A 25,163-nucleotide genomic window follows, 5' to 3' on the forward strand; every position below is an offset into this window, starting at 1 on the left:
GGCTCTTTTGTTGCCGTGAGCGTGGCCGCTAAAGTGGCGCCATGAACCCACCGTTGCACGACGATATCCGCTTCCCCTCGATCGATGGCCTGCGGGCCTTTGAGGCGGTGGCGCGACTGGGCAGCCTGGAGCGTGCCGCCGCGGCCTTGAACATCAGTGCCAGCGCCGTCGGTAAGCGCATCAACACGCTGGAGGACTTGCTGGGGAATGTGCTGCTGGACCGCTCCAGCAAGCCGGTGGCCCTGAGTGCGGCAGGCAAGGAGTATCTTGAGCCGACCCGCGCGGCGCTGGCGTTGCTGGCCACCATGCCCCAGCATCAGCGCCGGGCGCAACGCCAGCAGCGGCTGCGCGTCTGCTCGCCACCGACCTTTGCGCGGCAGATCCTTGTGCCGGCCCTGCCCGAGTTCAATCGGCTGCGGCCGGATCTGGAGTTGGAGCTGTTGCTGAGCATCCCCTTTCTCGACGAAGCCGGGCCCTTGGCCGATGTGGAGATCCGCAATGGTGATGCCACCGAGCTGGGTTCGGCCGTGGAAGCAGGGCCCGTGGCACAGCGGCTGATGCAAGACTGTGTCACCCCAATGATTGCGCCGTCCTTGTTGCAGCGATTGCCGGCCCTGCAGCAGCCTGCCGATTTGGCTTGCACCACCTTGCTGCGCACGCCGCTGCAAGCCTGGTCGCCCTGGCTGCGCGCGGCCGGGTTGAACTGGCCCGAGCCGCAGCAAGGCACGCGCTTTGTTGACCTGGGCCTGACGCTGGAAGCGGCTGCCTGTGGCCAGGGCGTGGTGCTGGGGCGGCCGAGTCTGGCCGAGCCCTTTTTGCGCAGCGGCGCCTTGCTGCGTTTGTTTGAGTTGCAGGTGCCGGCCGCCACGCCCTATTACCTGCTGTCCCACAGCGCGGCCGACGCGGCCCAGGCCTTTGCCGAATGGTTGATGGGGCATTGCAGGGCGCTGGCGGAGCGATCTTCCGCCCTGCGCTGAAGTTTTTTCCGGCCGGGCCGGGGCTGGCTGGTCTAGCATCGCGGCCAAAGTATTCACTTCCCCAAAGTCAGCGGAACCCGACCACCATGCCCGTGATCACCTGCATTGAAGACCTGCGCGTCCTGGCCAAGCAACGTGTGCCGCGGATGTTCTACGACTACGCCGACTCCGGCTCCTATACCGAGTCCACCTACCGCGCCAACACGGCCGATTTCCAGGCCATCAAGCTGCGCCAGCGGGTCGCCGTGAATATGGAAAACCGCAGCACCAAGACCCGCATGATTGGCCAGGAGGTGGCCATGCCGGTGGCGATTGCGCCGACCGGGCTGACCGGCATGCAGCATGCCGACGGCGAGATCCTGGCGGCCCGCGCGGCCCAAGCCTTCGGTGTGCCCTTCACGCTGTCGACGATGAGCATCTGCTCGATCGAAGATGTGGCCGCGGCCACGCAGGCGCCGTTCTGGTTCCAGCTCTATGTGATGCGCGACCGCGACTTCATCGAACGCCTGATCGCCCGCGCCCAGGCCGCCAACTGCTCGGCCCTGATGCTGACGCTGGATCTGCAAATCCTCGGCCAGCGCCACAAGGACATCAAGAACGGTTTGTCGAGCCCGCCGAAGCCGACGCTCGCCAATATCCTCAACCTGATGACCAAGCCGCGTTGGTGCCTGGGCATGGCCGGCACCCGCCGCCGCAGCTTCGGCAATATCGTCGGCCACGCCAAGGGCGTTGGCGATATGTCCTCGCTGTCGGCCTGGACGGCCGAGCAGTTTGACCCGGCGCTCAGCTGGGCCGATGTCGAGTGGATCAAAAAGCGCTGGGGCGGCAAGCTGATCCTGAAGGGCATCATGGACGCCGAGGACGCCCGCCTGGCCGCCAATAGCGGCGCCGATGCGCTGGTCGTTTCCAACCACGGCGGCCGTCAGCTGGACGGCGCGCCCTCGTCGATCCATGCGCTGCCGGCGATTGCCGAGGCGGTGGGCCGCGACATCGAGGTCTGGATGGATGGCGGCATTCGCTCCGGCCAAGACGTGCTGAAGGCCTGGGCGCTGGGCGCCCGCGGCACCCTGATCGGTCGCAGCTTTCTGTACGGCCTGGGCGCCCTGGGCGAAGAAGGGGTCAGGTCTTGCCTGGAGATCATCCGCAAGGAATTGGATGTGACCATGGCCTTCACCGGCCACACCGATATTCAAAACGTTGATCGCGGCATTCTGCTGCCGGGCAGCTTCCAGTCCTGAGGCCAGGATGGTGGCGCCGCTCTTGAAGTCCGATTTCATTGTCGTTGGCAGCGGGCCGGGCGGGGCCACGGTGGCGCGCGAGCTGGCGCGGCAAGGGCAAAGCGTGTTGGTGTTGGAACAGGGTAGCGACGCGCCCTTGCGCGGCAGCCTGGCGCAGATGATGTCGATTGCGGCGCGTCCCGGGCGTGGCTTGTTCCTGAACCGTGATGCCTCGCTATTGCTGCAAGGGGCGACGCTGGGCGGCAGCTCGGCGATCAATTTCGCCACCGCCATGCCACCACCGCTGGCGCTGTTTGCCCGCCACGGTGTTGATGATTTACAGGCATCGCTGGACGAGGTGCGTCGCGAAGTTCCGATGGCCCCGCTGCCCGATGGCTTGATTGGCCCCTTGGCTCAGCGCATCGGCGAGGGCGCGCGTTCGCTCGGTCTGGCCTGGCAAAAGCTCGACAAGATGATCGTGGCGGAGCGTTGCCGCAGCGGCTGCTGGCGTTGCGCCTATGGCTGCCCCTTCGGCGCCAAGTGGACGGCGCGCAACTATCTCGAGGATGCGCAGGCCGCCGGCGCACAGTTGCTGAGCTCGGCACGGGTCACGCGGGTGTTGGCGCGTGACGGTCAGGCCTGCGGGGTCGAGTTCCTGCAGCACGGCGAACTTCGACAAGCGCTGGCGTCGCGAGTGATTCTGGCCGGCGGCGGCATCGCCAGCCCTCGGCTGCTGCAGGCCTCGGGCGTGGTCAGCGCCGAGCCGCGTCATTTCAGCGACCCGGTGGTGGCGGTGATGGGCAGCGTGGCGGATTTGGATGGCGGCGCCGAGGTGCCGATGGCGGCCGGCTTGCATCTGGCCGACGCGGGCATCATGCTCGCCGACATGACCTTGCCGCAGCCGATGTACGCGGCCTTTGCCGCCCAGGTCGGGCGCTTCGACCGCCTGCTGGCCCACCGCCGCACGCTGACGCTGATGGTCAAGGTGCGCGATGAAATCGGTGGCCGCATTGGGCCGCGTTCCGTCAACAAATCGCTGCAGGCCAGCGACCGCGCCAAACTGGCCCAGGGTGTGGACCTGGCCAAAAAAATCCTCACCCAGGCCGGCGCGAAAAACATCTTCAAGACCTGGCACTTTGCTGCCCACCCCGGCGGCAGTGTGCGTATCGGCGAGGGGGTGGATGCCAATTTGCAGAGCCGCTTGAAGCATCTTTATGTCTGCGACGCCTCGGTCATCCCCGAGCCCTGGGGCTTGCCGCCGACGGTCACCTTGCTCTGCCTGGGCAAGCGCTTGGCCCGGCATTTGGGCTCGCTCGGCTGATCCCGCGCCCGGATCTTTGGCTCGCGACCCGCTAGGGCCTCAGCGCGCGGCCTGTTCAAGTTCCCCCATCATGCGCGGGATGCCCGCCACCAAGGCATCGATGGCGACGCGGGTCTTGCTCGGCAAGTAGCGTGACTGCGGCCACACGGCGTGGATCTCGGAAGGCAGCACGTCGGCGCTGTCCAGCAGCGGCTGCAATTCGCCGGCGCGCGCATGTTTGGCCATCAGCCAGCAGGGCAGCCAAGCGAGGCCGGCACCGGCCACCGCGGCGTCGGCCACCGCCTGAATGTCATCGAGGATCAAGCGGATCTGCGGCTGCGGCGTACAGAGCTGGCCGTGTTCATCGCGCACGCGCCAAGGGCTGGCCTGGCCATTGCGGCCGTAGGCGATGCCGGCATGCCTTGTCAGCTCGCTCAATTTGTCCGGCTTGCCATGGGCTTGCAGATAGGCCGGTGCGGCGCAAATCGCCATGTTCTGGGTCGCCAAGCGGCGCGCCACCAGGGTGGCGCTGTCGGCCGGTGGGCCGATGCGCACGGCCAGATCAAAGCCCTCTTCGACCAGATCGACATTGCGGTCGTTGAAGGACATCTCGACATTCAGCTGCGGGAATTGCTGCGTCAGCTGCAGCAGCAGCGGTGCCACGCAATGGCGCCCGAACAGCACCGGCGCGGTGACGCGCAGGCGCCCGACCGGTTCCGACTTGCCGCTGTCCAGCGCGGCATGGCCGGCGTCCAACTCGGCCAGCGCGCGCACGCAGCGTTCGTAATAGGCCTGGCCGTCATCGGTCAGGCTTTGGCTGCGCGTGGTGCGCTGAAACAGGCGCACGCCCAGGCGTTGTTCCAGCCTCGCGATGCTTTTGCCCACCGCGGAGCGGGTCAGCTGCATGCGCTCGGCGGCCAGCGCAAAGCTGCCGGCTTCCACCGCTTCCACAAAGGCGCTGATACCTGTCAGTCGGTCATTCATGGTTTTGGCTTTATTGGTTCCAAATCAGCTACAGAGATGTTAGCAAAATGCGCCACCAGAGACATTTTGGAATTAATAAGATGCCGACCAGGGTGTTGAAGACGGCGCCGCCGCCGCCCGCAAGGAAGTACAGGAGCCCATCAGGGGCTCGATTGAACAAGGAAATGATGATGCAAGCCTATCGAGTGGTCCCGGGTCAAAACTTGGCCGGTCTGGAGCGAGTGAATCTGCCGAGCGCGCCGCTGGGCCCGCAGGAGGTGCGTGTGCGGGTGCATGCGGTGTCGCTGAACTACCGCGATCTGATGGTGGTGAAGGGGCAGTACCGGGCCGTCAAGGCCGCCGGCGTGGTGCCCGGCTCCGACGGCGCCGGTGAGGTGATTGCGGTGGGTTCGGCGGTGCAGCGTTGGGCGGTGGGTGATCGGGTGGTCGGCTCCTTCTTCCCCCAATGGCAGCAAGGCAGCCCGACGCCGCAGAACACCGGCGGAGCGCTCGGTGGCGAGGGCGACGGCATGTTGGCCGAAGAGGTGACCTGGCATGAAGAAGCCTGGGTGGCTATCCCGGCCCACTTGAGCTACGCCGAGGCCGCGACTCTGCCCTGTGCCGCGGTGACGGCCTGGAATGCACTGTTTGTGGAGGGCCGCGTGAAGCCGGGCGACACGGTCTTGCTGCTGGGCACCGGCGGCGTTTCGATCTGGGCCTTGCAACTGGCCAAGGCGGCCGGACTGCGCGTGCTGATCACTTCTTCCAGCGACGAAAAACTGGACCGCGCCCGCGCCCTGGGCGCCGATGAAGTGATCAATTACCGCACGCACCCGGAGTGGCAAGACGAGGTGTTGCGCCTGACCGCAGGCCGGGGCGTCGATCTGGTGCTGGAGGTGGGCGGCAAAGACACCTTGCTACGCTCACTGAACAGCGCGCGCATGGGTGGCACGGTGGCCATCATCGGCGGCGTCAGCGGCTTTGACGGCCAGATCAATCCGGCGATGTTGATCGGCGGTGCCAAGCGCCTGGCCGGTGTGTTCGTGGGCAGCCGCGCGATGCTGGAGGAGGTCTGCCGCTTCACCGCCGTGGCCCAGATCCAGCCGGTGATCGACCGCCGTTTTGCCTTCGCCCAGGCCCGCGAAGCCTTTGAGTTGATGGAGCAGGCCGGGCATTTCGGCAAGATCGTCATCGAGGTGGCCGCGTGAGGCGAGCCTAGCCTCGCTCAGCGACGGGACTTGATCTCGGTCATCCGCTGAGGTTTCCGATGCCTGCTCGGTGGCTGGATGGCGCAGGCGGGGGCGCAGACCCACTACGATAGCGGTCTGTCCCCTGCTGGCGGCGGCAACGGTCTGCGGTTTGGCCGTCTAGCCTGCCCGCTGAACCGGCCCTTCTTGCCTATCTTGCCCGCCGTCCCCCACTTGACCACCGAGTTCCCGATTCTTCGCGGCCCCGCCAGGCCCGATTTGCTGCGCCATGAAGTGCTGGCCGATCTGTTTGAGGCCACCGCGCAGCGCCTGCCCGACCAAATCGCGCTGCGCCAGGGCACGCGTGCGCTCAGCTATGCGGAATTGAACGGCGCCGCAGACCGCGCCGCTTCGCGTTTGATCGAGGCGGGCCTGCGGCCCGGCCACATCGTTGGCCTGTGGCTGCCGCGCGGCATCGAGCTGTTGGTGATGCAACTGGCGATTGCCAAAACCGGCGCCGCATGGCTGCCGAGTGACGCCGACACCCCCCTGGAGCGCGTGCTCACCTGCCTGGAGGATGCGCAAGCGCTGGGCCTGGTGAGCTGCGCCGAATTCGCGCCACGCTTGGCGGTGCATGGTGGGCCGGTCTGGACCGCCGAACAACTGCTGATGCCTCACGAGGCCCCGCTGCATCGCCGCGAGACGGCGCAGCCCGAGCAGCCGGCCTATGTGATCTACACCTCGGGTTCGACCGGCAAGCCCAAGGGCATTGCCATCAGCCAGGCCAGCATCTGCCACTTTCTGCGCAGCGAGAACGCGCTGCTGGGCATACGCGCCGAAGACACGGTCTACCAAGGTTTCTCGGTCGCCTTCGACATGTCGTTTGAGGAGATCTGGATCAGCTTTCTTGTAGGCGCCACGCTGTGGCTGGCGCCGCGCGAGATTGCGGCCGACCCTGATGCGCTGCCGCTGGCGCTGATCGAACAAGGCGTGACGGTGCTGCATGCGGTGCCCACCTTGCTGGCGCTGTTCAATCAAGACGTGCCGGGCCTGCGCCTGATCAATCTGGGCGGCGAGATGTGCCCCGAGACGCTGGTGGCCCGCTGGGCGCGGCCCGGCCGCCAGGTCTTCAACAGCTATGGGCCGAGCGAGACCAGCGTCAGTGCCAGCATGGCTGAGTTGCGCGCTGGCGACGCCGTCACGATTGGCCAGCCCTTGCCCAATTACCAGCTGATGGTGATTGCGCCGGATGTCGAAAACGGCCTGCGCCTGCAGCCCTTCGGCGAAACCGGCGAACTTTGCATCAGCGGCCCCGGCGTTGCCGCCGGCTATTTGGGCCGGCCGGAGCTGACGGCGCAAAAATTTCTGCCCAACCCTTGGTCTAGCGGCGCGGGGGATGCACGCCTGTACCGCAGTGGCGACTTGGCGCGCATCGACGAGCAGGGCCAGATTCACTGCCTGGGCCGGGTTGATGACCAGGTGAAGATTCGCGGTTTCCGTGTGGAGTTGGGTGAGATCGAGGCCTTGCTGGCGCAGCAGCCGGGCGTGGGCACGGTGGCGGTCTTGCTGCGCAGCGATGCCGGCCTGGAGCAATTGGTGGCCTATCTGGTGGCCGATGCAGCCGAAGCTTTGCCGGCCGCGACTCTGCCGGCCGCAACTCTGCGCCAAGCCTTGGCCCAGGTCTTGCCGCCGTACATGGTGCCGGCGCGTTATGTTTGGCTGCCGGCCATGCCACGGCTGACCTCGGGCAAGATTGATCGTCATGCGCTGCGGGCCTTGCCGCTGGTTCAGGAGGCTGAGGACGCCAGCCAGGACGACGCGGCTCGCAGCGAAGCCGAGGCGGCGCTTTTCGCAGCGCTGAAGACCTTGTTCCCCGGCCAGGCGATTCGCCGCGAGGCTGACTTCTTCAACGACCTGGGCGGCCACTCCTTGCTGGCGGCGCGCCTGGCCTCGGCGCTGCGTGCCCAGCCCCGCTTTGCCGGGTTGACGGTGCGAGACATCTACCAAGGCCGGCGCATTGGAGCGATTGCCGAGGTGCTGGAGGCAATGCAAGCCCCGGCGCCGAATGAGGGCTCGGGCGCCGACTCAAGCATGCCGACCTGGCAACCACCCTCGGCCTGGCGACGTTGGCGCTGCGGCTTGGCCCAGGCCTTGATGGTGCCGGTGCTGGTGGCGCTGCGCATGGCGCAGTGGCTGGCGCCCTTCTTCACTTTCCATTACTTCACCGGCGACCCGGCCGATTCCGTTTGGGTGGCGGTGGGCATGTCGGTGGCCGTCTTCCTGGGCGTGACGGTGCTGGAGTTTGCTGTGGCCATTGCCGGCAAATGGTTGATTGCCGGACGTCTCAAACCAGGCCGCTATCCGCTCTGGGGCCTCAGCTACTTCCGCTGGTGGCTGGCCGACCGTTTGTTGGAGGCGGCGCCGGTGTACTTGCTCAGCGGCTCGTCCTTGCATGTCTGGTGGCTGCGCGCATTGGGGGCGCGTATCGGCCGGGACGTCTTGATCGGCTCCATCACCCTGCGCGCGCCGGAGCTCTTGAGCGTCGGCGACGGCGCCAGCATCGGCAATGCGGTCAATCTGGAGAATGCCCGCGTGTTGCATGGCGAGTTGCTGCTGGGCCGCATCGACATTGCGCCGCAAGCCTATGTGGGCTCCTACTGCGTCTTGGAGGGCGATACCCAGGTGGGAGCGTGGGCTCATCTGCAGGGCCAGTCGGCCTTGAGCGCCGGTGAGCGGGTGCCGCCCGCACGGGTGTGGACCGGCTCGCCGGCGCGGGATGTCGGCGCCTTCGACCCGGCCAGCTTGCGGCCGCGTCCGCGGGTGAGCGCTTGGTGGCGGGCGCTGGAAGGGCTGTTTTTCGTCACCGGCGCGCTCTTGATCGCTACGCTGTTCTTCCTGCCGGTCTTCCCCACCTTCATGTTGATCGACAACCTGGACGAGCTGAGCTCCATCGCCTGGCTTCAAGGTGATTGGGTGCCCCTGCAGCTGTTGCGTTACTTCCTGTTGGCGCTGCCCGCTAGCGCGGTCTTGATCGTGGTGACGGCGCTCTTGTCGGCCGCCATTCGCTGGGGCATCTTGCCGCGCCTGCACAGCGGCAGCTGGCCGGTGCACAGCTGGGTCTACTGCAGCAAGTGGCTGGTCAACCAGATTCAAGAGTCCAGCCTGCAGGTGTTGCATGGCGTCTATGCCACGGTGTTCTCGCCCTGGTGGTATCGCTTGTTGGGCGCGCGCGTTGGCCGGGGCGCCGAGATCTCCACCGCCCTGGGCGTGGTGCCCGATATGCTGACGCTGGGCGATGAGACCTTTATCGCCGACGCGGTCTTGCTGGGCGATGAAGAGATCGACGGTGGCTGGATGACGATGCAGCCCACCGTGGTGTCGCGCCGCAGCTTTGTGGGCAACGGCACTTATGTGCCGGACGGCACCACCATCCCCGAGAACGTCTTGATCGGCGTCCTTTCGCGCGCCCCCGATGGCGAGCGCATGCAAAGCGGCGACACCTGGCTGGGCACGCCGCCGATTCATTTGCCGGCGCGCGAGGCGGTGGCGGGTTACCCGGAGTCGCTGACCTTCAAGCCCTCGTGGGTGCGCCGGCTCGGACGCACGCTGGTGGAGAGCTTCCGCATCGTGGCGCCGCATGCCATCGTGATCTCGGCCGGCTACACCATCGTGCTCGATGTGATGCCCGAGGCTAGCGACGGTCAATGGCTGGGCGTGGCCTGGGATCTGACCGCCTCGGGTTTGATGTTCGGCCTGGCCTGCTTTGTCTTTGTGGCGCTGTTCAAGTGGCTGCTGCTGGGGCGCTACCGCCAACGCGCCACGCCGATGTGGACGCCCTTTGTTTGGATCTCCGAGGCAGCCACCAATTTGTTTGAGGGCATTGCGGTGCCCAACTTTCTGCGCTTTCTGCGCGGCACGCCCTGGCTGCCGCTGGCCTTCAAGCTGCTCGGCGCCAAGATCGGCCGCGGCGTTTATCTCGACACCACCGACATCACCGAATTCGATTGCGTGCACATCGGCGACCACAGCGAGTTGAACGCACTGACTTGTCCGCAAACGCATTTGTTCGAAGACCGTGTGATGAAGATCGACCATGTGCACATCGGCGCCCGCGTCAACATCGGCCCGCGCAGCACGGTGCTCTACGGCGCCAGCGTCGGTGATGATGCACGGCTGGGCGCCATGACCCTGGTGATGAAGGGCGAGAGCATCCCGGCCGGCTCGGCCTGGAGCGGTTGCCCGGCGGGGCCGCAGCGCGCTTGAGGGGAGGCGGATGGAGGCCTCGGCGCTGTCGCTTGTGTTTTGGCCCTCTGAGGCGATAGACCTGCGCGCAAGTGTCTTTGTGCTCGCGCTGCGTCTCGACCCGCAGCTGCCGCGTCCGCAGGCCCGGGCACAGCTGCGGGCTGCGCTGCGCGAGGCCTTGGCGGCGCGCTTGGCGCTGCCGCTGGAGAGCATCGACATCAAATCAACGCCGGGCCAGCCGCCCCGCCTGGAGGGACCGGGCCTCAGAGGCCTGATCGACCTGGTCGGTCTTTCCTTTAGCCACGAGGCCGGGCTCTCGCTGGCGGCAGTGAACTTGCAGGGGCCGGTCGGCATCGACCTCGTGCGCGACGAAACGCCGCCCGATTGGCAGGCGGTGGCGCGCGACTACCTAGGCCCGCAAGTCCATGCCCACTTGCTCGCGCAAGACGGCGCCGGCTTCGCGCAGGCCTGGGCCGCCCATGAGGCCTGGCTCAAGCTACGGGGTCAGGGCTTGCGTGAATGGCAGGTTGAGTTCGATCAGGGCTTGCCGCTGGCGACGACCCAAGCGCTGGCCCTGCCGCGACCTTGGGTGGCTTGTGTGGCGCTGCCTCCCGCCTGATATGTCGAAGTAGTTTCTCGCTTGTGTCCAGGCGAAGGATCTCTTTATGCTGCATCCGCTGGGGCGGAGGGGCGTGCGCTTAACAAAGGGTGTGCGTAGAACCCCGTTGATTCAGCGCGGTGGGAGGAAGCGGTTCTCGCCGAGTCCTGTTTGTCCGCTCGGCTTAGAAGTCATGGCGCTTCAGAATGGCCGCCAATGCGCCAGAGCGCTCCAAGCGCGCCTGCGCCTCATCAAAAGCGGTGATGAGTTTTTCGAGCCCTGGTTCGGTCTTTGAAAACGACACATAGCCGTCGAGCGGATTGAGGTAGCCTGCCACCCGGAACTTGCCGCCCAGCGCTTTGAGAACCGGCTCGGTCGCCATATTGAAGGCCATGATGCGCTCCTCAAGAATGGCGTAGTCGGCACGCTTTTTCTTCAGCATCTGCAAAGCGACAACATCGTTCACCGCGTTTTCCAACTTGAGATGGGGCTTGGCGATGTAATAGTCATCCGCATAGGTGTAGCCATTGACCGCGATCACTTTGTGCCCGTAAAGATCGTTGAGTTTGAGACTGCCTTCCCCAAATTCGGCACGCACCACGATGGCCATTTTTTGCTGAACAAAGGGTTTGGAGTGCCAGGCAAAGTCAGCCAAGTTCTCCTTGTTTTTCGCCGTGGTTATGCATCCTGCGCCGTTGCCGCGTTTCGTTTGCGCCATACAGCGCGCGTAAGGCATCAAGCGATATTCGACATTGATCTTGGCTTCCGAAAAAACGGCAGCGACAAGCTCATAGGCAAGCCCGACCGGCTTGCCGTTTTCGCCGCGGGAATAGGGCCCTGCACTGTTTTCGACGTTGATGACAATGGGTGCTTGGGGCTGGGCATCAGCGCTTGGGCATGACGCCAAGGCCAATGCGGTGAGCAAGATTCGAAACCGGCTGACTCTGGGTTTGCTGTTGACCAAAATCTACTCCCAATCAACATCACGATGATCACGTGTCGTATCTTGTCCTCTTGGTCTTGAATCGGCAAGTCACTTTAGCGACCGGGCATGGCGGGTTTTTACGGTTTAGCAGCCCACGCTTGCGGAGGCATCGGGCGATGCGATGAAACGCGTCGTGCCGCTCGGGCCTAAGCCCTCGTAGACAATCGCCGCCATGAGCTTTCACCCTTCCCGCGAGCAGCCGCCACATCGTCATGGTTGGAGCGCTTTGTTCGCGCTGCTCGGCGCTTGCTTGTTCATGCTGATCAGCGCCTGGCTCGCCTACCCGGGGTGGGAGCGGGCTTTTCGTTCCGATGCCTCGCCAGTGTCGTGGTTGTCGAGTGCGCTCTTGCTGACGCTCTCGGTGCTGTCGCTGCGCTTGTTGGCTGACGGCGGGCTGCCGCGTCGGCTCGGCAGCTGGCTGGCGTTGGCCATGTTTGTGTTGGCGCTGGATGAGCAGTTCATGCTGCATGAGCTCTGGAAGTACCGCTGCCATGAACTGAGCGCGTGGTGCGAACTCGGTTGGGTGCGTGAGCTGCCGATGCTGATGGTGGCGCTGCTGGGGGCCATTGCCGTGGCTTTCATGGTGCGCGCGATGCCGTGGCGGCTGACGCGCGGCCTGCTGCTGGCCAGCATCACTTGCGGCCTATGGGCGATCTTGGTGGACCAGTGGGCCATGCCCTATCCGATTGCGGAGCTGGAAGAGGCCTTCGAGGTGTTGGCCGAGTCCTTGCTGCTGGCGGCGTTACTGAGTGTGCCGACGCCAGCCGCCTGAGGGCATCAGGTGCAGTCCTGATCCTCCCATTCGCCGGCCTTGAACCATTGGCCCAGGATGTTGACGTACCAATTGCGGCGCAGCACCAGGTCCAGCGAAATTTCTCCGTATTGCAGCGGCGTTTCGAGCTGCATCAGATCGGCCACACCGTCGCCGTCCAGATCGATTTCACGCAGGATGATGCGGGGCTTGAGGCGATGGAGTCGTTCGAGCCTTGCGGCCTCGTCCAACCCTTCATAGCCGGGCAGCTTGTTCACCGGCTGTGACTGGGTTTTGATCTTCACGCTCTTTTGCGCCAGCTTCTGTGGCAGCGCAAAGCGCGCCAGCACCTCGGTGCCTTCTTTCAGTGCTGGGTAGTCGCGCAGGACCTGGAAATCGATGCTGTCGGGCAGGGCCGAGGACGAATGGAGATAGTCGGCAAGGGCCAGGCTGGTGCCGGTGTAGCGTGCGCCGCAGTAATGGCCTTCGCCGCCGACCTCGAAGGCCAGTTTGCTCACAGCGGCCGCACCCACCAAGCCGTTCGCCGCCACCGAGTAGATGTGCAGCGGCGGCGTCAAAGTCAGCGTGGCGTCGCCCACGTCCCAAAAGCCAGTAATGCCTTCGATCTCGGGGCCGTTGTGGCGGGAGAACCAGGCGGTAGGCAGGCCCTTGGGATGCACGCTGATCTTGCTGGCGCCGACGGCGGCCAAGCCATCGGCATCGGCCTCCGACACCAAGGCCACGCTGGCATGGCTGCGAAAGAACGATGGGCGTATCGGTGCCGGCTTGATGCCCAGCCCGCGCAGTTCAGCCGCCATGTCCACGGCCGCTCCGCGTTCGAGCTCCTGCGCCGGGTTCAGCAGGACGCCCGCCTTCATCAGCTTCTTGGCCGCCTCAAATTCGCTCATGGCCGGATAACGCACAAAGTCACCGGCTTGCAAGGTTTTCTTCAAGACCTCCAGACGCAGCGCCGCCGGCGGCAGCAGTGACTGGCCATAGGCCGCCAGCCGCTTGGGCGAGGGCGCGACCCAAAAGGCGCGGGCGGGCTCCTTGCTGGTTTGCGCCAGGCTCAGCGCTTGGGGTCCCAGCAGATTGCAGGCGGCGAAACCGGTCTTGCCGGCGCCGTAGCTGAGCCGGCACCAAATGCCTTCCCTGGCTACGACGGTGACCGGCGTGTTGGTGACCAATTGGTCGATCGCACGCGCCCTTGCGTCGGCAGCCTCACGCACATTCACCCAGGAGCCGTGGATGAAATGGGGCCCAGTCGCAGCCGTGGGCTGCGCATGGCAGGGCAGGGCCAGCAGTGCCGCACAGGCCAAGCCAACCGCTGCGCCGCCGCGCCGCCATTCGAGGGATCTGTGGGTCATAAGGCCTTTGCCGTCGATACAGGGATGGGGTCGGATTCTGCCCCCGATGGCGAACGGTTTATGGGCTACCCACCGGCAAGGCGGTGCGGCTCACCACCTGCTGCAAGACGAAGCTCGAATGCACGCCGGTAACGCCTTGAATGCGCGTCAACTTGCCCAGCAGCAGGCTTTGAAAATGGTCCATATCGCGCACCACCAGCTTGAGCTGGTAGTCGGCCGCCTGGCCCGTGATGAGCAGGCATTCCAGCACCTCGGGCAGCACCTGCACCGAGGCCTCGAAGTTGGCGAAGCGCTCGGGCGTGTGCTGGTCCATCGAGATGTGCACCAGGGCCATCAGGCTCAGGCCGAGCTTCTTGGCGTCCAGCAGGGCGCGATAGCCGGCAATCAGCCCGGCTTCTTCCAGCGTGCGGACACGCCGTAGGCAGGGCGAGGGCGAGAGGCCGATGCGGTCGGCCAGGTCTTGGTTGTTGATGCGGCCGTCTTGCTGCAATACCTCCAAGATCTGGCGGTCTATGCGGTCAAGTTCCATATGTATGCCTTAGTTTTTACTATTTGAGCAATTTTCTGCCAAACATGGCAAAGTTTCTGCCATCTTCGCAATTTTCTGCTCAGGCCGCCTGCCTACACTGAGTGCATGGGTTCTACACAAACCCGCTGTTTTCAGCAGTCGCCCGGCGGGGTCACCTCCGCGGGGCCAAGGGCAGACGCCCGACCCTCGCGTCTTGTTCCCCTGCCGCCCATGAAGCCCCTGTCGCCACAAGTGACCGGGGCTTCGGCGTTTCAGTGCGCAGATGCCCAGCAAACTCAGACCGGCATCGGGACTGCATTGGCCCGACGCTTGGCTTTCGCCCCAAAAGCGCTTTGGCACAATCCGGCCCGGCCGCCGCTCTTTTGGCTGCGTGCTGAAGCGACAAGCCTGTGCGACGGGGGCTTGGGTTCTCTTTCCTTCTCTCTGTTGTGTTCTTGAAGTCCGCCGCCCTTGTTGTCTATTTCGAATCTTTCAGCGCGCCCTCGGGTTCTGTGGCGCGCCCTGTTGGCTTTAGCCCTGCCTTTTTCTCTGATCCAACCTTTGGCCGTGCAGGCCTGGGGTGGCGATGGTCATCGACTTATCGCCACGGTGGCCGAGCAAAATTTGACTGCGGCCGCGCGTGCCGAAGTTCAGCGTTTGTTGGCTTTGGAGCCCGGCAGCTCGCTGGCCTCTGTTTCTACCTGGGCCGATGAACACCGTTCGCCGCAGACCGGCCCCTGGCATTACGTCAATTTCCCACGCGACGCTGCCTGCACCTATGAGCCGCAGCGCGATTGCGAGGGCGGTGCCTGTGTGGTGGCGGCCTTGGAGCGCCAACAGGCGCTGCTGCGAAGCGCGGCGCCCGATGAAGAGCGCCTGAAGGCCTTGAAGTACGTGGTGCATCTGGTCGGCGATGTGCATCAGCCGCTGCATGCCGGCTTTGCCGATGACCGCGGTGGCAACAGCTATCAGGTGCAGGGTTTCGGGCGCGGCTCGAATCTGCATTCGCTGTGGGATTCGGGTTTGATTCTGAACCGGGCCGGTGGCGCGTCTGCGCTGCAAGGCTTGGTGGCGGCTGACTTGGCGAGAGCGCCGACCCAGCTCAAGGAAGCACCGGCGTTGCAACGTTCGCAGGTCAAGGCGGCGCGTCCCGCGGCTGCGGAGCCGGTGGTGTGGGCCCAGGAGTCCTGCCGCATCGCCAGTGCGCCGGGCTTTTACCCGGACGGTCACAAGGTCGATGAGTCCTATGCCGAAGCGCATGACGCGGATCTGCGCGCTCAGTTGACGGCCGCGGCCCGTCGCTTGGCCGACGTGCTGAACGAGAACCTGCGCTAAGCCCTTTTCCCAACCCGCTGAATGCCCACCATGAAGCTGCACCCGGCCCGCTTGAATCGCCTGCTCTTGTTGGCCGGCGCTGTCTTCCTGGCGAGTGGTGTGCAGGCGGCCCCGCCGCTTCATGCCGCGCCGATGGTTTCGGCGCCCGCGCCTGCGCAGGTGCTGCGCCAGCTCGCCGATGACTACTGGGCCTATTACCTGCGTAGCGACCCCGAGGCGGCTACGCTGTATGGCGACTATCGCCAGCTCGACCGGCTGCGCACGCTGACGCCGGCGGCCTTTGCGCAGGCAGAGCGCGAGGCCCAGGCCTTGCTGCGCCGCGCCCAGGCCTTGCCCGAGGCGGGGCTGGGCGAGATGGACCGGCTGGATCGGGCGCTGCTCTTGCATGTCTTGCGGCTGCGCCTGCAGGACTACCGGGCGCAGCTGCACCTGATGCCTTTCAACCAGTACAACGGGGTGCAGGCCAATCTGCCTGGGCTGGTCAGCACCGCGCCCTTTGAGACCGAAGCGCATTACCGCGCCTACCTGGCGCGGCTGCAGCAAGTGCCGGCCTATCTGGCGCAGGCGCGTGGCCTCGCACAGCTGGGCTTGCGGCGCGGCTTGACGCCACCGCGTGCCTTGCTGGACAAGGTGGTGGTGCAATGCGCCGGTTTTGCCGCCGCCACCGGCATGCAAAGCGTGTTTGCCGCGCCCTTGAAAAAATTCCCGGATGACTTCAGCCCGGCGCTGCGCGAGGAGTTGAGCCAAGCGATTCTGCGGGCGGTGAATGAGCAGGTGCTGCCCGCCTATGCCGAGCTGGGCGCCTGGGTGCAGCGCGACTATGCGCCCAAGGCGCGCACCCACGCCGGCTTCTGGGCCTTGCCGCAGGGGCAGCGCTTGTATGCCGAGGCGGTCGCGGCGCAGACCACCACACGGCTCGGCCCCGACGCCATCCATGCCTTGGGCCTGCGCGAGGTACAGCGTATTGAAGCGGAGATGACGGCGTTGGCGCGCCAGCATGGCTATGCGGATCTGGCTGCCCTGCGGCATGCTATCGAAACCGACCCATGGTTCCGGGCGCGTTCAAGGGAGGAAATCGTTGACGACTACCGCCGCTACAGCGCCCAGATCGAACCCGAACTGCCACGCTTGTTCGGACGCTTGCCCAAGGCCAGGCTGCAGGTTGAAGCCATCCCCGAGGTGCTGGAGAAAGACAGTTCCACCAGCTATCAACAGGGCACGGTGGACGGCAAGCGCGACGGCCTGGTCTGGGTCAACACCTACCAGTTCGATCAGATCAGCAAGGCCAGCAACGAGGCCACGGCCTATCACGAGGGCCTGCCCGGCCACCATTTGCAGATCTCCATCACGCAGGAGTCGCCCGGCGCGCACCCCTTTCATCTGTCACTGAGTGACGAGCTGAACGCTTATGTGGAAGGCTGGGCCTTGTATGCCGAAGGGCTGGCCAAGGAGCTGGGCTTTTACCAAGAGTTGGTCAGCGAGTTCGGCCGCCTGGACAGCGAGTTGTTCCGCGCCATCCGGCTGGTGGTGGACACCGGCATGCACCAGCGGCGCTGGAGCCGCGAGCGTGCCATGGACTACTTTGAAGCCCACACCGGTCAGCGCTGGGAGTCCGAGGTCGATCGCTACCTCGTGACCCCCGGCCAAGCGCTGGGCTACAAGATCGGCCAGCTCAAGTTGTTGGAGCTGCGCCGGCAGGCCGAGCAAACCTTGGGCCCGCGCTTTGATGTGCGTGCCTTCCATGACTTGGTGCTCGGCGCCGGGCCGCTGCCGCTGGACTTGCTGGCGCAGCGGGTGCGCGTCTGGGTGGCGCGGCAGCGCTGAGTTCAGCCCATGGCAGCTTGAGCCATGGACTGCGCTTGGCTTAAACGCTGACCGCCAACTCCGGCTCGGGCAGGGCGACGCGGTTGTCGGTGCTGAACTGGTAGTCCTTGAACACATGCTCGGCCGTCAGCAGCTGGTAGCTGCCGTCGGGGTTGCGGTGCGTGGTGTCTTTCAGGCGCCAGGTCAGCTGGCCGCAGGTCCAGATGTCGAAGTTGCGCATATGGGTGCACAAGCAGGTCTTGTCCTGCACCTTGACGCGGCGCTCGCCGGGATGCGCCGCCACTTCGCGGTTGTAGGAGCTGATGTAGGCGCACTTGCCATTGGCATCGAGCAAATAGCCATAGGCTTCGCAGTTCGGGCGGATGCCGTCACCGATGCCGGGGCTGGCCGTGATCATGCGCATCGGGTAGCCGGTGGGCGAGATCTCGTTGACCTCGATATCGCTCTCGCTGGCCTTGAAGTATTCCTGCTTGATGTCGTCCGGCAGGCCACATTCGCGGGTGACGGTGAAGCGCGTCGCCACTTGCACGCCTGAGGCGCCCAGCTCAAGGAAGCGCACCGCATCGCTGCCGGTGAAGATGCCGCCGGCGGCGATCAGCGGGATTTCTAGCTTCTCGGCCAGCAAGTATTGGTGAATCTCGGTGACGATGGTGGCCAGGTCGTACTCGGCCCAGTCCATGCCAAAACCTAGGTGGCCACCGGCCAAGGGGCCTTCGATCACCACATAGTCGGGCAGACGGTTCAGGCGGCTATTCTTCTTCAGGAACAGCTGCAGCGCGCGCAGCGAGGAGACGATGATGCCCAGCTTGGCTTCGCGAAAGCGAGGGTGATCGGCGATCAAGGCAAACGAGCCCAGATGCAGGCCGGCCGCCAGGGTGATGCCGTCAATGCCGGCGTCCAGCGCCGAGTTCATGCGCACGGCCAGCGTTTCTTTTGGCCCGTTCATCGTCAACTTTTCCATGCAGTTGATGAAGATCAGGCCCTTGCCCTGCTTGCGCGACATGGTGTGTTCCACATGCGCGCGTGTGGCTTCGGCCAGGTGCTCTAGATTGAACTTCACCTCGGATTTGTCTTCCGAGGCGACGTTGTACTGGTACTGCGCCTGTTTGGCTTTGACGTATTTGGTCTTGTAGCGGCGGTCGGTGACGGTATTGACCATCGCGTCCGAGATATGGCCGATACCGCCCAGGCGCGCGGCCTCCAGGGCCAGGTCCGACGAGGAGATGTCGACCCCCATGCCTCCAATCATGATGGGCACCAACTCATGGCGGCCCAGGCGCAGGCGGAAATCATCCAGACGTTTCATCGATATCAACTTTCGAGCGCGAGGCTCAGGGCAAGGTCAAAAACAGCGCGCATTAGGCGTCAAAGGGGCGCGGGCATGCACGAGTTACATCAAAGCTTTGTCAAATAGACGAAAAACTCTAAATTCTTCGTCAGGGGGGGGATTTTGCCTGTTTCCGGCCACCCGGCTGATGGACCCCACGAGGCGCAGGACTATTCGCTGCCCGAGCTGCGCACTCAGGGCTTGGGCGAGGCCATATGGCTGAGCACCTCACGCGCCCAGGCCTGCGAGAGCTTCTTCGCTTCCCAGGCCCAGATGAAGTGTTTGACGACGCGGGCCTTGCTGTATTGCGCCGGGTCGAGCAGCGCTTGGCTGACCGAGTCCGGCAGTTTGAGCTGATTGATGCGTATCGGCCGCGCAAAGCCGCGTGCCAAATTGATCTGGCCCGCGTCGCTGAAGATGTATTCGCGCGTCAGCACGGCCGCATTGGGGTGCGGCGCGTGCTTGTTGATCAGGGTGGTGTAGCCACTGGTCACCGAGCCGTCTGAAGGGATCAGCACCTCATAGTCACGAGGCCGGCTCAAGCGCTCGCGCATCGCCAAGGCCAGAAAGTCCCAGGTAATGAAGACATCGGCCACCCCAGACTCCATCCGGGCCAGCGAGGGGCTGTGCGTCAGCAAGCCGCCCTGCGCCGCCAGCTTGGCGAAGCGCTCCAGGGCTGCTTGCAAATGGCGCTCATCACCGCCCAGGGCAATGGCGGCCGACAGAACACCGGCACTGGCCAGCGCCGACGAGCCGACCTGGCCGATCAGCACCCGGTGGCCGCGCTCGAACAGCTCGGCCCAGCTGCGCGGCACGCCGCGTTCGGCGCTACGCCGGGTGTTGACCAGAAAGGCCACCGTGCCGGTATAGGCCAAGGCCCAATAGCCTTCGCTGTCTTTGGCCCAGTCGGGAATCTGCTCCCAGTGGCTGGGCTTGTGAGGGCGGCTGATGCCGCGGCCGCGTGCCATGGCGCCATATTCAAAGCCGACATCGGCGAGGTCCAGCGTGCCCTTGCTGCCCTCGGCTTCCATGCGATCCAGGCTCTCGGCACTGTTCAGGTCCCAGTCGCGGTGCTGAATGCCGTACAGACGTTTCAACTCGTTCCAACTGCTCTCCCAGTTGGCCCAGGTATTGGGCATGCCGCCACTGTGGAGCCAGCCTTCGGCGCGGGCGGCGGCCTCAATCTGGGCCAAGCCCGGTGCGCTTTGCCCTTGGGCCGACCCGGTGCGCAAGCCCGCCGCCCAGGCCAGGGCACTGGGGGCGATGAGCAGCGACTGACGGCGGTTCAGTGGCATGAGGCAACTCGCGGTGCTGATGGGGCCACGCCGGCGTGTCGGCGCTCGCCTTGAGGCGTCGGCGCAGATTAGCACCACTGGGGCGCTAATTCCCATGTCGCCGGGCTTGGGCGTGGCGCTGCGTCGATAATCACCGCTTCTGCCTCGCGCCCATCCTTGTCTTCATGTCGAATCTGATCGTTCACGGCGGCACGCCCCTGGCGGGCCGCATCATCCCTTCCGCCAACAAGAACGCTGTGCTGCCGATTTTGTGCGCCACCTTGTTGACGGCCGAGCCGGTGCGCTTGCGCGGGGTCCCCGAGATCACCGACGTGAAGAAGATCCTCGAGGTCTTCCGCAATCTGGGCAGCTCGGTCGAGATTGACTATGCGAGCGGCGTGCTGGACGTGCACCACCGCGACACGCATTTCGACGCCGCCACCGACCGCCTGCCCGAGGAGATGCGCTCCAGCATCATGCTGGTGCCGGGCCTGATGGCGCGCTTTGGCAGCGCTCGCATTGAAGACGATGTGACCGGCTGCACCTTGGGCGTGCGCGAGATCGACCCGCATGTGGAGGTGTTCCAGCGTTTCGGTGCCGAGGTCGAGCGTCATAGCGACGGCCTGGTGCTGAAGGTGGCGGGCAAGCTGCAGGCGAATGACCACTGGACCGACTACGCCTCGGTCACCACCACCGAGAACTTCGTGCTCTGCGCCGCCTTGGCCGAGGGCCGCTCGACGCTGATGAACGCCGCCTCCGAGCCGCATGTGCAGGAGTTCTGCCAGTTCATGCAGATGCTGGGCGCGAAGATTGAAGGTCTGGGCACCTCGCGCCTGACCATTCATGGGGTCGAAGCCCTGGGCGGCGGCGATTTCACCTTTGCCGAAGACTTCCACGAGATCGTCACCTTTTTGGCGCTCGGCGCCATCACCGGCGGGCGGGTTGAGGTGCGCAACTCCACGCCCGAGCAGTTCCCGCTGATCGACCGCACCTTTGCCAAGTTCGGCGTGCAGATCATTCATGAGAACGGCTGGTCGCGCTCGGTCACGAACGGTCCCCTGAAGGTCAAGGAGCCGTTCACTCGCAACATCTTGCAAAAGGTCGAAGCGGCGCCCTGGCCCTATCTGCCGGTCGACCTGCTGCCGATCTTTGTCGCCCTGGGCGTCAAGGCCGAAGGCAGCGTGATGTTCTGGAACAAGATCTATGACGGCGCCATGGGCTGGACCTCGGAGCTGTCCAAGTTCGGCGGTCACGCCTTCTTGTCCGACCCGCACCGCATGGTCACCTTCGGCGGCAAGCCCATGCACCCGGCCGAGGTCGAGAGCCCTTACATCATCCGCGTGGCGATCGCCTTGCTGATGGTGGCGGCCAGCATCCCGGGCCGTTCGGTGATTCACAACGCCACGCCGATCCGGCGTGCCCATCCGCGCTTTGTGGAAAACATCAGTTCGCTGGGCACCCGCATCGAATGGGTTGAAGGCGACTGATGAGCCAGACCGGGGCGCGCGGGCGAGCCGGACTGCAGCGGCTGGCCCGAGGGCTGGCGCTGTTGTGCGCGGTGCTGGCCGCGTCATACGGCCAAGCCGGTGAGCCTGCCGAAGTGGAGCCCATGCGGTGGTTGGTGCGCGATGTGCCGCCCTACTTCAGCTATGTGAACGGCAAGCCGCCGCAGCGGGCCAGTGACTTGGTCAACGGCGAGGTCGATGGTTTTCTGCGCCTCTTGATCGAACAACTGCCGCAGTACCGCCATGAGTTCGTGGACGCCGGCTTCCCTCGCTTTGAGGCGATGGTGCGCCAGCAGGGGCAAACCTTGTGTTCGGCCCTGCATGTGCGCACGCCCGAGCGGCTCGAATGGCTGTATTTCACCCACCTTTATCCGCCGCTTTTCTCGCGCCAGATTCATCTGATCGTGAGGCGCGACAGCCTGCCAAAGTTTGAAGCGCTGGGCGCTGCGCCGCAGCTGGCCGAGGTCTTGCAACAAACCAAGCTGGAGGGCTTGTTGCCGCGTGGCCGGGCCTACGGCCCCAAGATCGACGGGCTCTTGCAGGCGCGCGGCGAACTGGCGCCCAAGACGATTGTGGCCGCCAAGGGCATGCATCTGCTGGCCATGCTGCGTGCCGGTCGCATGGACTACACGCTGGAGTACCCCGCCAGCGTCGATGAGTTTCTGCGCAGTGCCGGGCCCGGGCCGGAGCTCTTGAAGATCCCCTTGGCCGAGGCGCGCAGCACCACCGTGGCCACCTTGGCCTGCAGCCGCACGCCCGAGGGCAAACGCCAGATCGAGGTGATTGATCAGGCGGTGCGCAAGCTGGCCCAAGACCCGCAGCGCGAGGCCTGGATTCGCGCCTGGCGTGGCGACTCGCTCGATGATCAAGACCGTTTACGCCTGAAGCGCTATATGGACGAGCGCGCGCGCGGCGGCTCGCAGGTGGAGTGAGGCGGCGATGAGCCGTGCGGCCAAGCTGGCGCTGCCCTTGCGCGACGGCGTGGCGGCCAGCGCCCTGGTCTCGCCGGCCAGCGGTGATTGGCCCTTGTGGCTCGACTTTTTGCAGCACCGCATGCCCCAGGTCGGACGCGCAACCTGGAGCGCCCGCATGGCAGCAGGTGCGGTGCTGGATGCTCAGGGTCAGGTCTTGCCCCCCGACGCGCCCTACCGGGGGAGCCAGCGGCTCTATTACTACCGCGAGCTGAGCGAGGAGCCGCAGATCCCGTTTCAGGAGTGCATCTTGTTCCAAGATGATGTGCTGCTGGTGGCGGACAAGCCGCATTTCCTGCCGGTCACGCCGGCCGGCCGCTATCTGCAGCAAACCCTGCTGACCCGGCTCAAGCGCCGCACCGGCCTGGCCGAGCTGAGCCCGATTCACCGCATTGACCGAGAAACCGCCGGCTTGGTGCTGTTCTGCGTGCAGGCCGCCCACCGCGGCGCCTACCAGGCTTTGTTTCGCGACCGGCAAGTCGACAAGGTCTATGAGGCGATCGCGCCGTTTCGGCCCGAGCTGATCCTGCCCCTGACCCGCAGCAGTCGCCTGCAGGAGTGCCGCGAGGCCTTTATGCAGATGGAGGAGGTGGCGGGTGAGCCGAATGCCGAGACCCAGATCGATTTGATCGAGCGACTGCCTGCCGCGCCGGACTGGGCACGCTATCGCTTGCGCCCCAGCACCGGCCAGAAGCACCAATTGCGCGCGCAGATGAATGCGCTGGGCCTGCCCATCTTGGGCGACCGCATCTATCCGCGCTTGTTACCGGAGGAAGGGCAGCCGGACTACGCCCGGCCGCTGCAATTGCTGGCCCGAGAACTCAGCTTTGTTGATCCGCTCAGCGGCGAGCTGCGCCAGTTCGAGAGTGGACTGCGCCTGAACAGCGCGGAGTTTGACTAGAAGCTGTAAAGCAACTGGGCGCTGAACATATCGGCCGATTGGCCGTAGACCCTGCCCCACAGATAGGCCAGCTGCAGGTTCAAAGAGCGTTGCTCGCCGGCCAGCGGAAGCCCCAGGCGCAGCGTTGGGCCGGCCCGATGCGACTGACGGTTCTGCGGTGCCCAGTCGGACCAATTGCCCAATTCCCCGAAACCCTGCAGGCCAAGGCGCACCCCGGCCTTCAGGCGATGCAAAGCCTGCCATTGGTACTTCAGCTGGGTGCCCTTGTCATTGCCCCAGTCATGCTCGAGGAAGAGATTGAAGTTCAGCTGCGTGTGGCCCCACTCGGTCTGCAGGGCCGGGCCCAGTTCCAGCGCCGTATGGGTGTCGCTGTCGTGGTTGCGGATCAGCTGCGTGTGCAAGGCCAGATCAAAAGCATGTTCGCCCTGGGTGAGCATCAAATCGTTCAGCCAGTTCACCGAACTGAGGGTCTGCCGGCTGCCCATCTCGCCGATATAGCTGAGCAGTAACTCGCTGGTCCAGCGGCTGTTGATGCCGTAGCGCAGGCCCAGCTCGGGCCACAATGTCGCCTCATAGCCCGGCGCCTTGACGGTCCAATAACGCAGATCAAGCCCGGCCTGACCGGGTTGGCTGTAAGGCGTGACGAGGTAATAGCCGGGGTCGGCTGCTGCCGATGTGGGGAGCGAGCAAGCCGTGAGGGCCGTGCAGATCGCAAACAGTGTGCGGAACTGAATTCTCATGGCGGGGTTCCAGCGCGGCAACAAGCAGAGTGCTTGCGTATCAGGAGCGAGCGGGACATGCAGGGATCTTAGCCCTAGCCCCGCCTGGGTCCAATGATTTCAGACAACGTCCAGTGCGGCCGGTCGAGCCGGCCGCACTCCTGCTTGTTCAAGCAATCAGATGCTCAATGCCGCCAGCGCTAGGCGTGCGCCAAGTGTTTGCATGCAGGCCTGCGCCACCTCGCGGCCCTTCTTGACGAAGTGCTCGCTGAAGTAATGCCGATGCTCCTCGTGCTCATGGAAGTGATGCGGCGTCAGCACGGCCGAGAAGACCGGTACGCCGCTGTCGAGTTGCACCCGCATCAAGCCGTCGATGACGGCCGTGGCGACGAAGTCGTGACGGTAAATGCCGCCGTCAACGACCAGGCCGCAGGCGATCACCGCATCGAAGTGGCCACTGGCCGCCAGGGTTTTGGCGTGCAACGGAATCTCGAAGGCGCCCGGCACCTCGAAGCAATCGATCTGATCGGGTGGCAGGCCATGGGCTTGCAACTCGGCCAGACAGGCTTCGCGGGATTGGCCGACGATGTCGGCATGCCAGCCGGCCGAGATGATGGCGATGCGGAGGGAGGACGCCCGGGCCTTGAAGAGGCCGAGAGGCGAGGAGGACTTGCTATCGTTGTTGAATCGCTGATTCATGCTTGACCTTTGAGGTTTGAGACACAAATCAGGGCGCGCGAAAACGCAGCGGCGCCACCCCCGCCCGAACTCTTGCGAGAGCGGGCCGGCGTGGCGCTGCCGAGAACATCGCGTTTCTCTTTCATCCGGACTGTGACCGTCGGCTCTGGCATCGCACCAGATCTGCTGACCCCTGGCCGGATCGGAACCCGGCCAGGGCGCTCGCGGGCTCTCATGCCTAGACATGAATACCGCCGGTGGGGAATTTCACCCCGCCCTGAGAACGCTGCCCAAGCTTGAGCCTGGGCGGGTGGATTCTATCGATGCAGACGAGCAAGGCATTGGGCCTCTTTTCTTGGGCCGCGATTGCTTGGCTGCGCTATGCTGACCCTCAAACGTTTCGCCCCAACACGCTTGGGCGCGGGGACAAGGGAGGTCGCTTTGGCATTCGAGTCTCGGGATCTTGGTGTTCTCGGCCGATCAGACCCGGCTCTTGGGTCACGGCTCATCGCGCAACCTCTGCTCTTGGGGCTG

General features: G+C 64.9%; 20 protein-coding genes and 1 riboswitch. Of the genes, 12 read left to right on the forward strand and 8 right to left on the reverse strand.

Going from position 1 to position 25,163, the window contains the following annotated elements:
- Positions 1-41: 41 nt before the first annotated feature.
- From WG899_RS15955 to WG899_RS15965, 3 genes are all read left to right on the forward strand, one after another.
- A complete protein-coding gene (locus WG899_RS15955) occupies positions 42-977 on the forward strand; it encodes a LysR family transcriptional regulator (protein ID WP_339596645.1) in 936 nt (311 codons plus the stop codon).
- Positions 978-1,063: 86 nt separating this feature from the next.
- Positions 1,064-2,215, forward strand: coding sequence for an alpha-hydroxy acid oxidase (locus WG899_RS15960; RefSeq protein WP_339596646.1), 1,152 nt, complete (start codon positions 1,064-1,066; stop codon positions 2,213-2,215).
- Positions 2,216-2,237: 22 nt separating this feature from the next.
- Positions 2,238-3,515, forward strand: coding sequence for an FAD-dependent oxidoreductase (locus tag WG899_RS15965; protein WP_339596647.1), 1,278 nt, complete (start codon positions 2,238-2,240; stop codon positions 3,513-3,515).
- A gap of 39 nt (positions 3,516-3,554) precedes the next feature.
- Here WG899_RS15965 and WG899_RS15970 read toward each other — a convergent pair whose 3' ends face one another.
- Positions 3,555-4,478 (reverse strand): LysR family transcriptional regulator, encoded by a 924-nt coding sequence (locus tag WG899_RS15970; RefSeq protein WP_339596648.1) that lies wholly within the window; start codon positions 4,476-4,478, stop codon positions 3,555-3,557.
- A gap of 170 nt (positions 4,479-4,648) precedes the next feature.
- Here WG899_RS15970 and WG899_RS15975 point away from each other — a divergent pair, with 170 nt between their 5' ends.
- The 3 genes from WG899_RS15975 (at position 4,649) to WG899_RS15985 (ending at position 10,505) form a co-directional block, all read left to right on the forward strand.
- Positions 4,649-5,665, forward strand: a complete 1,017-nt coding sequence (locus WG899_RS15975) for a zinc-dependent alcohol dehydrogenase family protein (protein WP_339596649.1) — start codon at positions 4,649-4,651, stop codon at positions 5,663-5,665.
- Between the two features lie 213 nt (positions 5,666-5,878).
- Positions 5,879-9,907: a Pls/PosA family non-ribosomal peptide synthetase gene (locus WG899_RS15980; protein WP_339596650.1), complete on the forward strand. Its 4,029-nt coding sequence runs from the start codon at positions 5,879-5,881 to the stop codon at positions 9,905-9,907.
- Between the two features lie 34 nt (positions 9,908-9,941).
- Positions 9,942-10,505 carry a 4'-phosphopantetheinyl transferase superfamily protein gene (locus WG899_RS15985; protein ID WP_339596651.1) on the forward strand — a complete coding sequence of 188 codons (564 nt, stop codon included), beginning with the start codon at positions 9,942-9,944 and terminating at the stop codon, positions 10,503-10,505.
- Positions 10,506-10,668: 163 nt separating this feature from the next.
- On the opposite strand, the gene WG899_RS15990 is transcribed toward WG899_RS15985, so the two are convergent.
- Positions 10,669-11,409: a substrate-binding periplasmic protein gene (locus WG899_RS15990; RefSeq protein ID WP_339596652.1), complete on the reverse strand. Its 741-nt coding sequence runs from the start codon at positions 11,407-11,409 to the stop codon at positions 10,669-10,671.
- A gap of 232 nt (positions 11,410-11,641) precedes the next feature.
- Here WG899_RS15990 and WG899_RS15995 point away from each other — a divergent pair, with 232 nt between their 5' ends.
- Entirely contained in the window at positions 11,642-12,241 is a 600-nt protein-coding gene (locus tag WG899_RS15995) for a hypothetical protein (RefSeq protein WP_339596653.1), read from the forward strand.
- A 5-nt stretch (positions 12,242-12,246) separates the two neighbouring features.
- On the opposite strand, the gene WG899_RS16000 is transcribed toward WG899_RS15995, so the two are convergent.
- Both WG899_RS16000 and WG899_RS16005 read right to left on the reverse strand, forming a co-directional pair.
- On the reverse strand, positions 12,247-13,587 hold the full coding sequence (locus tag WG899_RS16000) for an SH3 domain-containing protein (protein WP_339596654.1): 1,341 nt from the start codon (positions 13,585-13,587) through the stop codon (positions 12,247-12,249).
- A 58-nt stretch (positions 13,588-13,645) separates the two neighbouring features.
- Positions 13,646-14,116: an Lrp/AsnC family transcriptional regulator gene (locus WG899_RS16005; RefSeq protein WP_339596655.1), complete on the reverse strand. Its 471-nt coding sequence runs from the start codon at positions 14,114-14,116 to the stop codon at positions 13,646-13,648.
- Between the two features lie 504 nt (positions 14,117-14,620).
- Between WG899_RS16005 and WG899_RS16010 the strand changes: the two genes are divergently transcribed.
- The gene (locus tag WG899_RS16010) at positions 14,621-15,430 is read left to right on the forward strand and encodes a S1/P1 nuclease (RefSeq protein ID WP_339596656.1); all 810 of its coding nucleotides are present in this window, start codon (positions 14,621-14,623) and stop codon (positions 15,428-15,430) included.
- A 30-nt stretch (positions 15,431-15,460) separates the two neighbouring features.
- Complete coding sequence (locus WG899_RS16015; RefSeq protein WP_339596657.1) at positions 15,461-17,254, forward strand: DUF885 domain-containing protein; 1,794 nt, start codon at positions 15,461-15,463, stop codon at positions 17,252-17,254.
- Positions 17,255-17,294: 40 nt separating this feature from the next.
- Here WG899_RS16015 and WG899_RS16020 read toward each other — a convergent pair whose 3' ends face one another.
- Together WG899_RS16020 and WG899_RS16025 are read right to left on the reverse strand one after the other, a co-directional pair.
- Positions 17,295-18,560 carry a nitronate monooxygenase gene (locus WG899_RS16020; RefSeq protein WP_339596658.1) on the reverse strand — a complete coding sequence of 422 codons (1,266 nt, stop codon included), beginning with the start codon at positions 18,558-18,560 and terminating at the stop codon, positions 17,295-17,297.
- A gap of 215 nt (positions 18,561-18,775) precedes the next feature.
- Positions 18,776-19,876: an ABC transporter substrate-binding protein gene (locus WG899_RS16025; protein WP_339596659.1), complete on the reverse strand. Its 1,101-nt coding sequence runs from the start codon at positions 19,874-19,876 to the stop codon at positions 18,776-18,778.
- A 164-nt stretch (positions 19,877-20,040) separates the two neighbouring features.
- On the opposite strand from WG899_RS16025, the gene WG899_RS16030 reads away from it, so the two are divergent.
- Genes WG899_RS16030 through WG899_RS16040 form a run of 3 tightly spaced genes read left to right on the forward strand, consistent with a single transcriptional unit; the run spans position 20,041 to position 23,232 of the window.
- Positions 20,041-21,342, forward strand: coding sequence for a UDP-N-acetylglucosamine 1-carboxyvinyltransferase (locus tag WG899_RS16030; RefSeq protein WP_339596660.1), 1,302 nt, complete (start codon positions 20,041-20,043; stop codon positions 21,340-21,342).
- Positions 21,342-22,292, forward strand: a complete 951-nt coding sequence (locus tag WG899_RS16035; protein WP_339596661.1) for a hypothetical protein — start codon at positions 21,342-21,344, stop codon at positions 22,290-22,292. The genes WG899_RS16030 and WG899_RS16035 overlap by 1 nt, the downstream gene beginning before the upstream one ends.
- 7 nt (positions 22,293-22,299) lie before the next feature.
- Positions 22,300-23,232, forward strand: coding sequence for a pseudouridine synthase (locus WG899_RS16040; RefSeq protein ID WP_339596662.1), 933 nt, complete (start codon positions 22,300-22,302; stop codon positions 23,230-23,232).
- On the opposite strand, the gene WG899_RS16045 is transcribed toward WG899_RS16040, so the two are convergent.
- On the reverse strand, positions 23,229-23,972 hold the full coding sequence (locus tag WG899_RS16045; RefSeq protein WP_339596663.1) for a hypothetical protein: 744 nt from the start codon (positions 23,970-23,972) through the stop codon (positions 23,229-23,231). The two genes, WG899_RS16040 and WG899_RS16045, sit on opposite strands and share 4 nt — an antisense overlap.
- Before the next feature lie 156 nt (positions 23,973-24,128).
- Positions 24,129-24,650, reverse strand: a complete 522-nt coding sequence (locus WG899_RS16050) for a 6,7-dimethyl-8-ribityllumazine synthase (protein WP_339596664.1) — start codon at positions 24,648-24,650, stop codon at positions 24,129-24,131.
- A gap of 108 nt (positions 24,651-24,758) precedes the next feature.
- A riboswitch (FMN riboswitch) is annotated at positions 24,759-24,918 on the reverse strand.
- Between the last annotated feature and the right edge of the window lie 245 nt (positions 24,919-25,163).

The sequence above is a fragment of the Paucibacter hankyongi genome, from assembly GCF_037482915.1.
Lineage (GTDB): Bacteria > Pseudomonadota > Gammaproteobacteria > Burkholderiales > Burkholderiaceae_C > Paucibacter_A > Paucibacter_A hankyongi.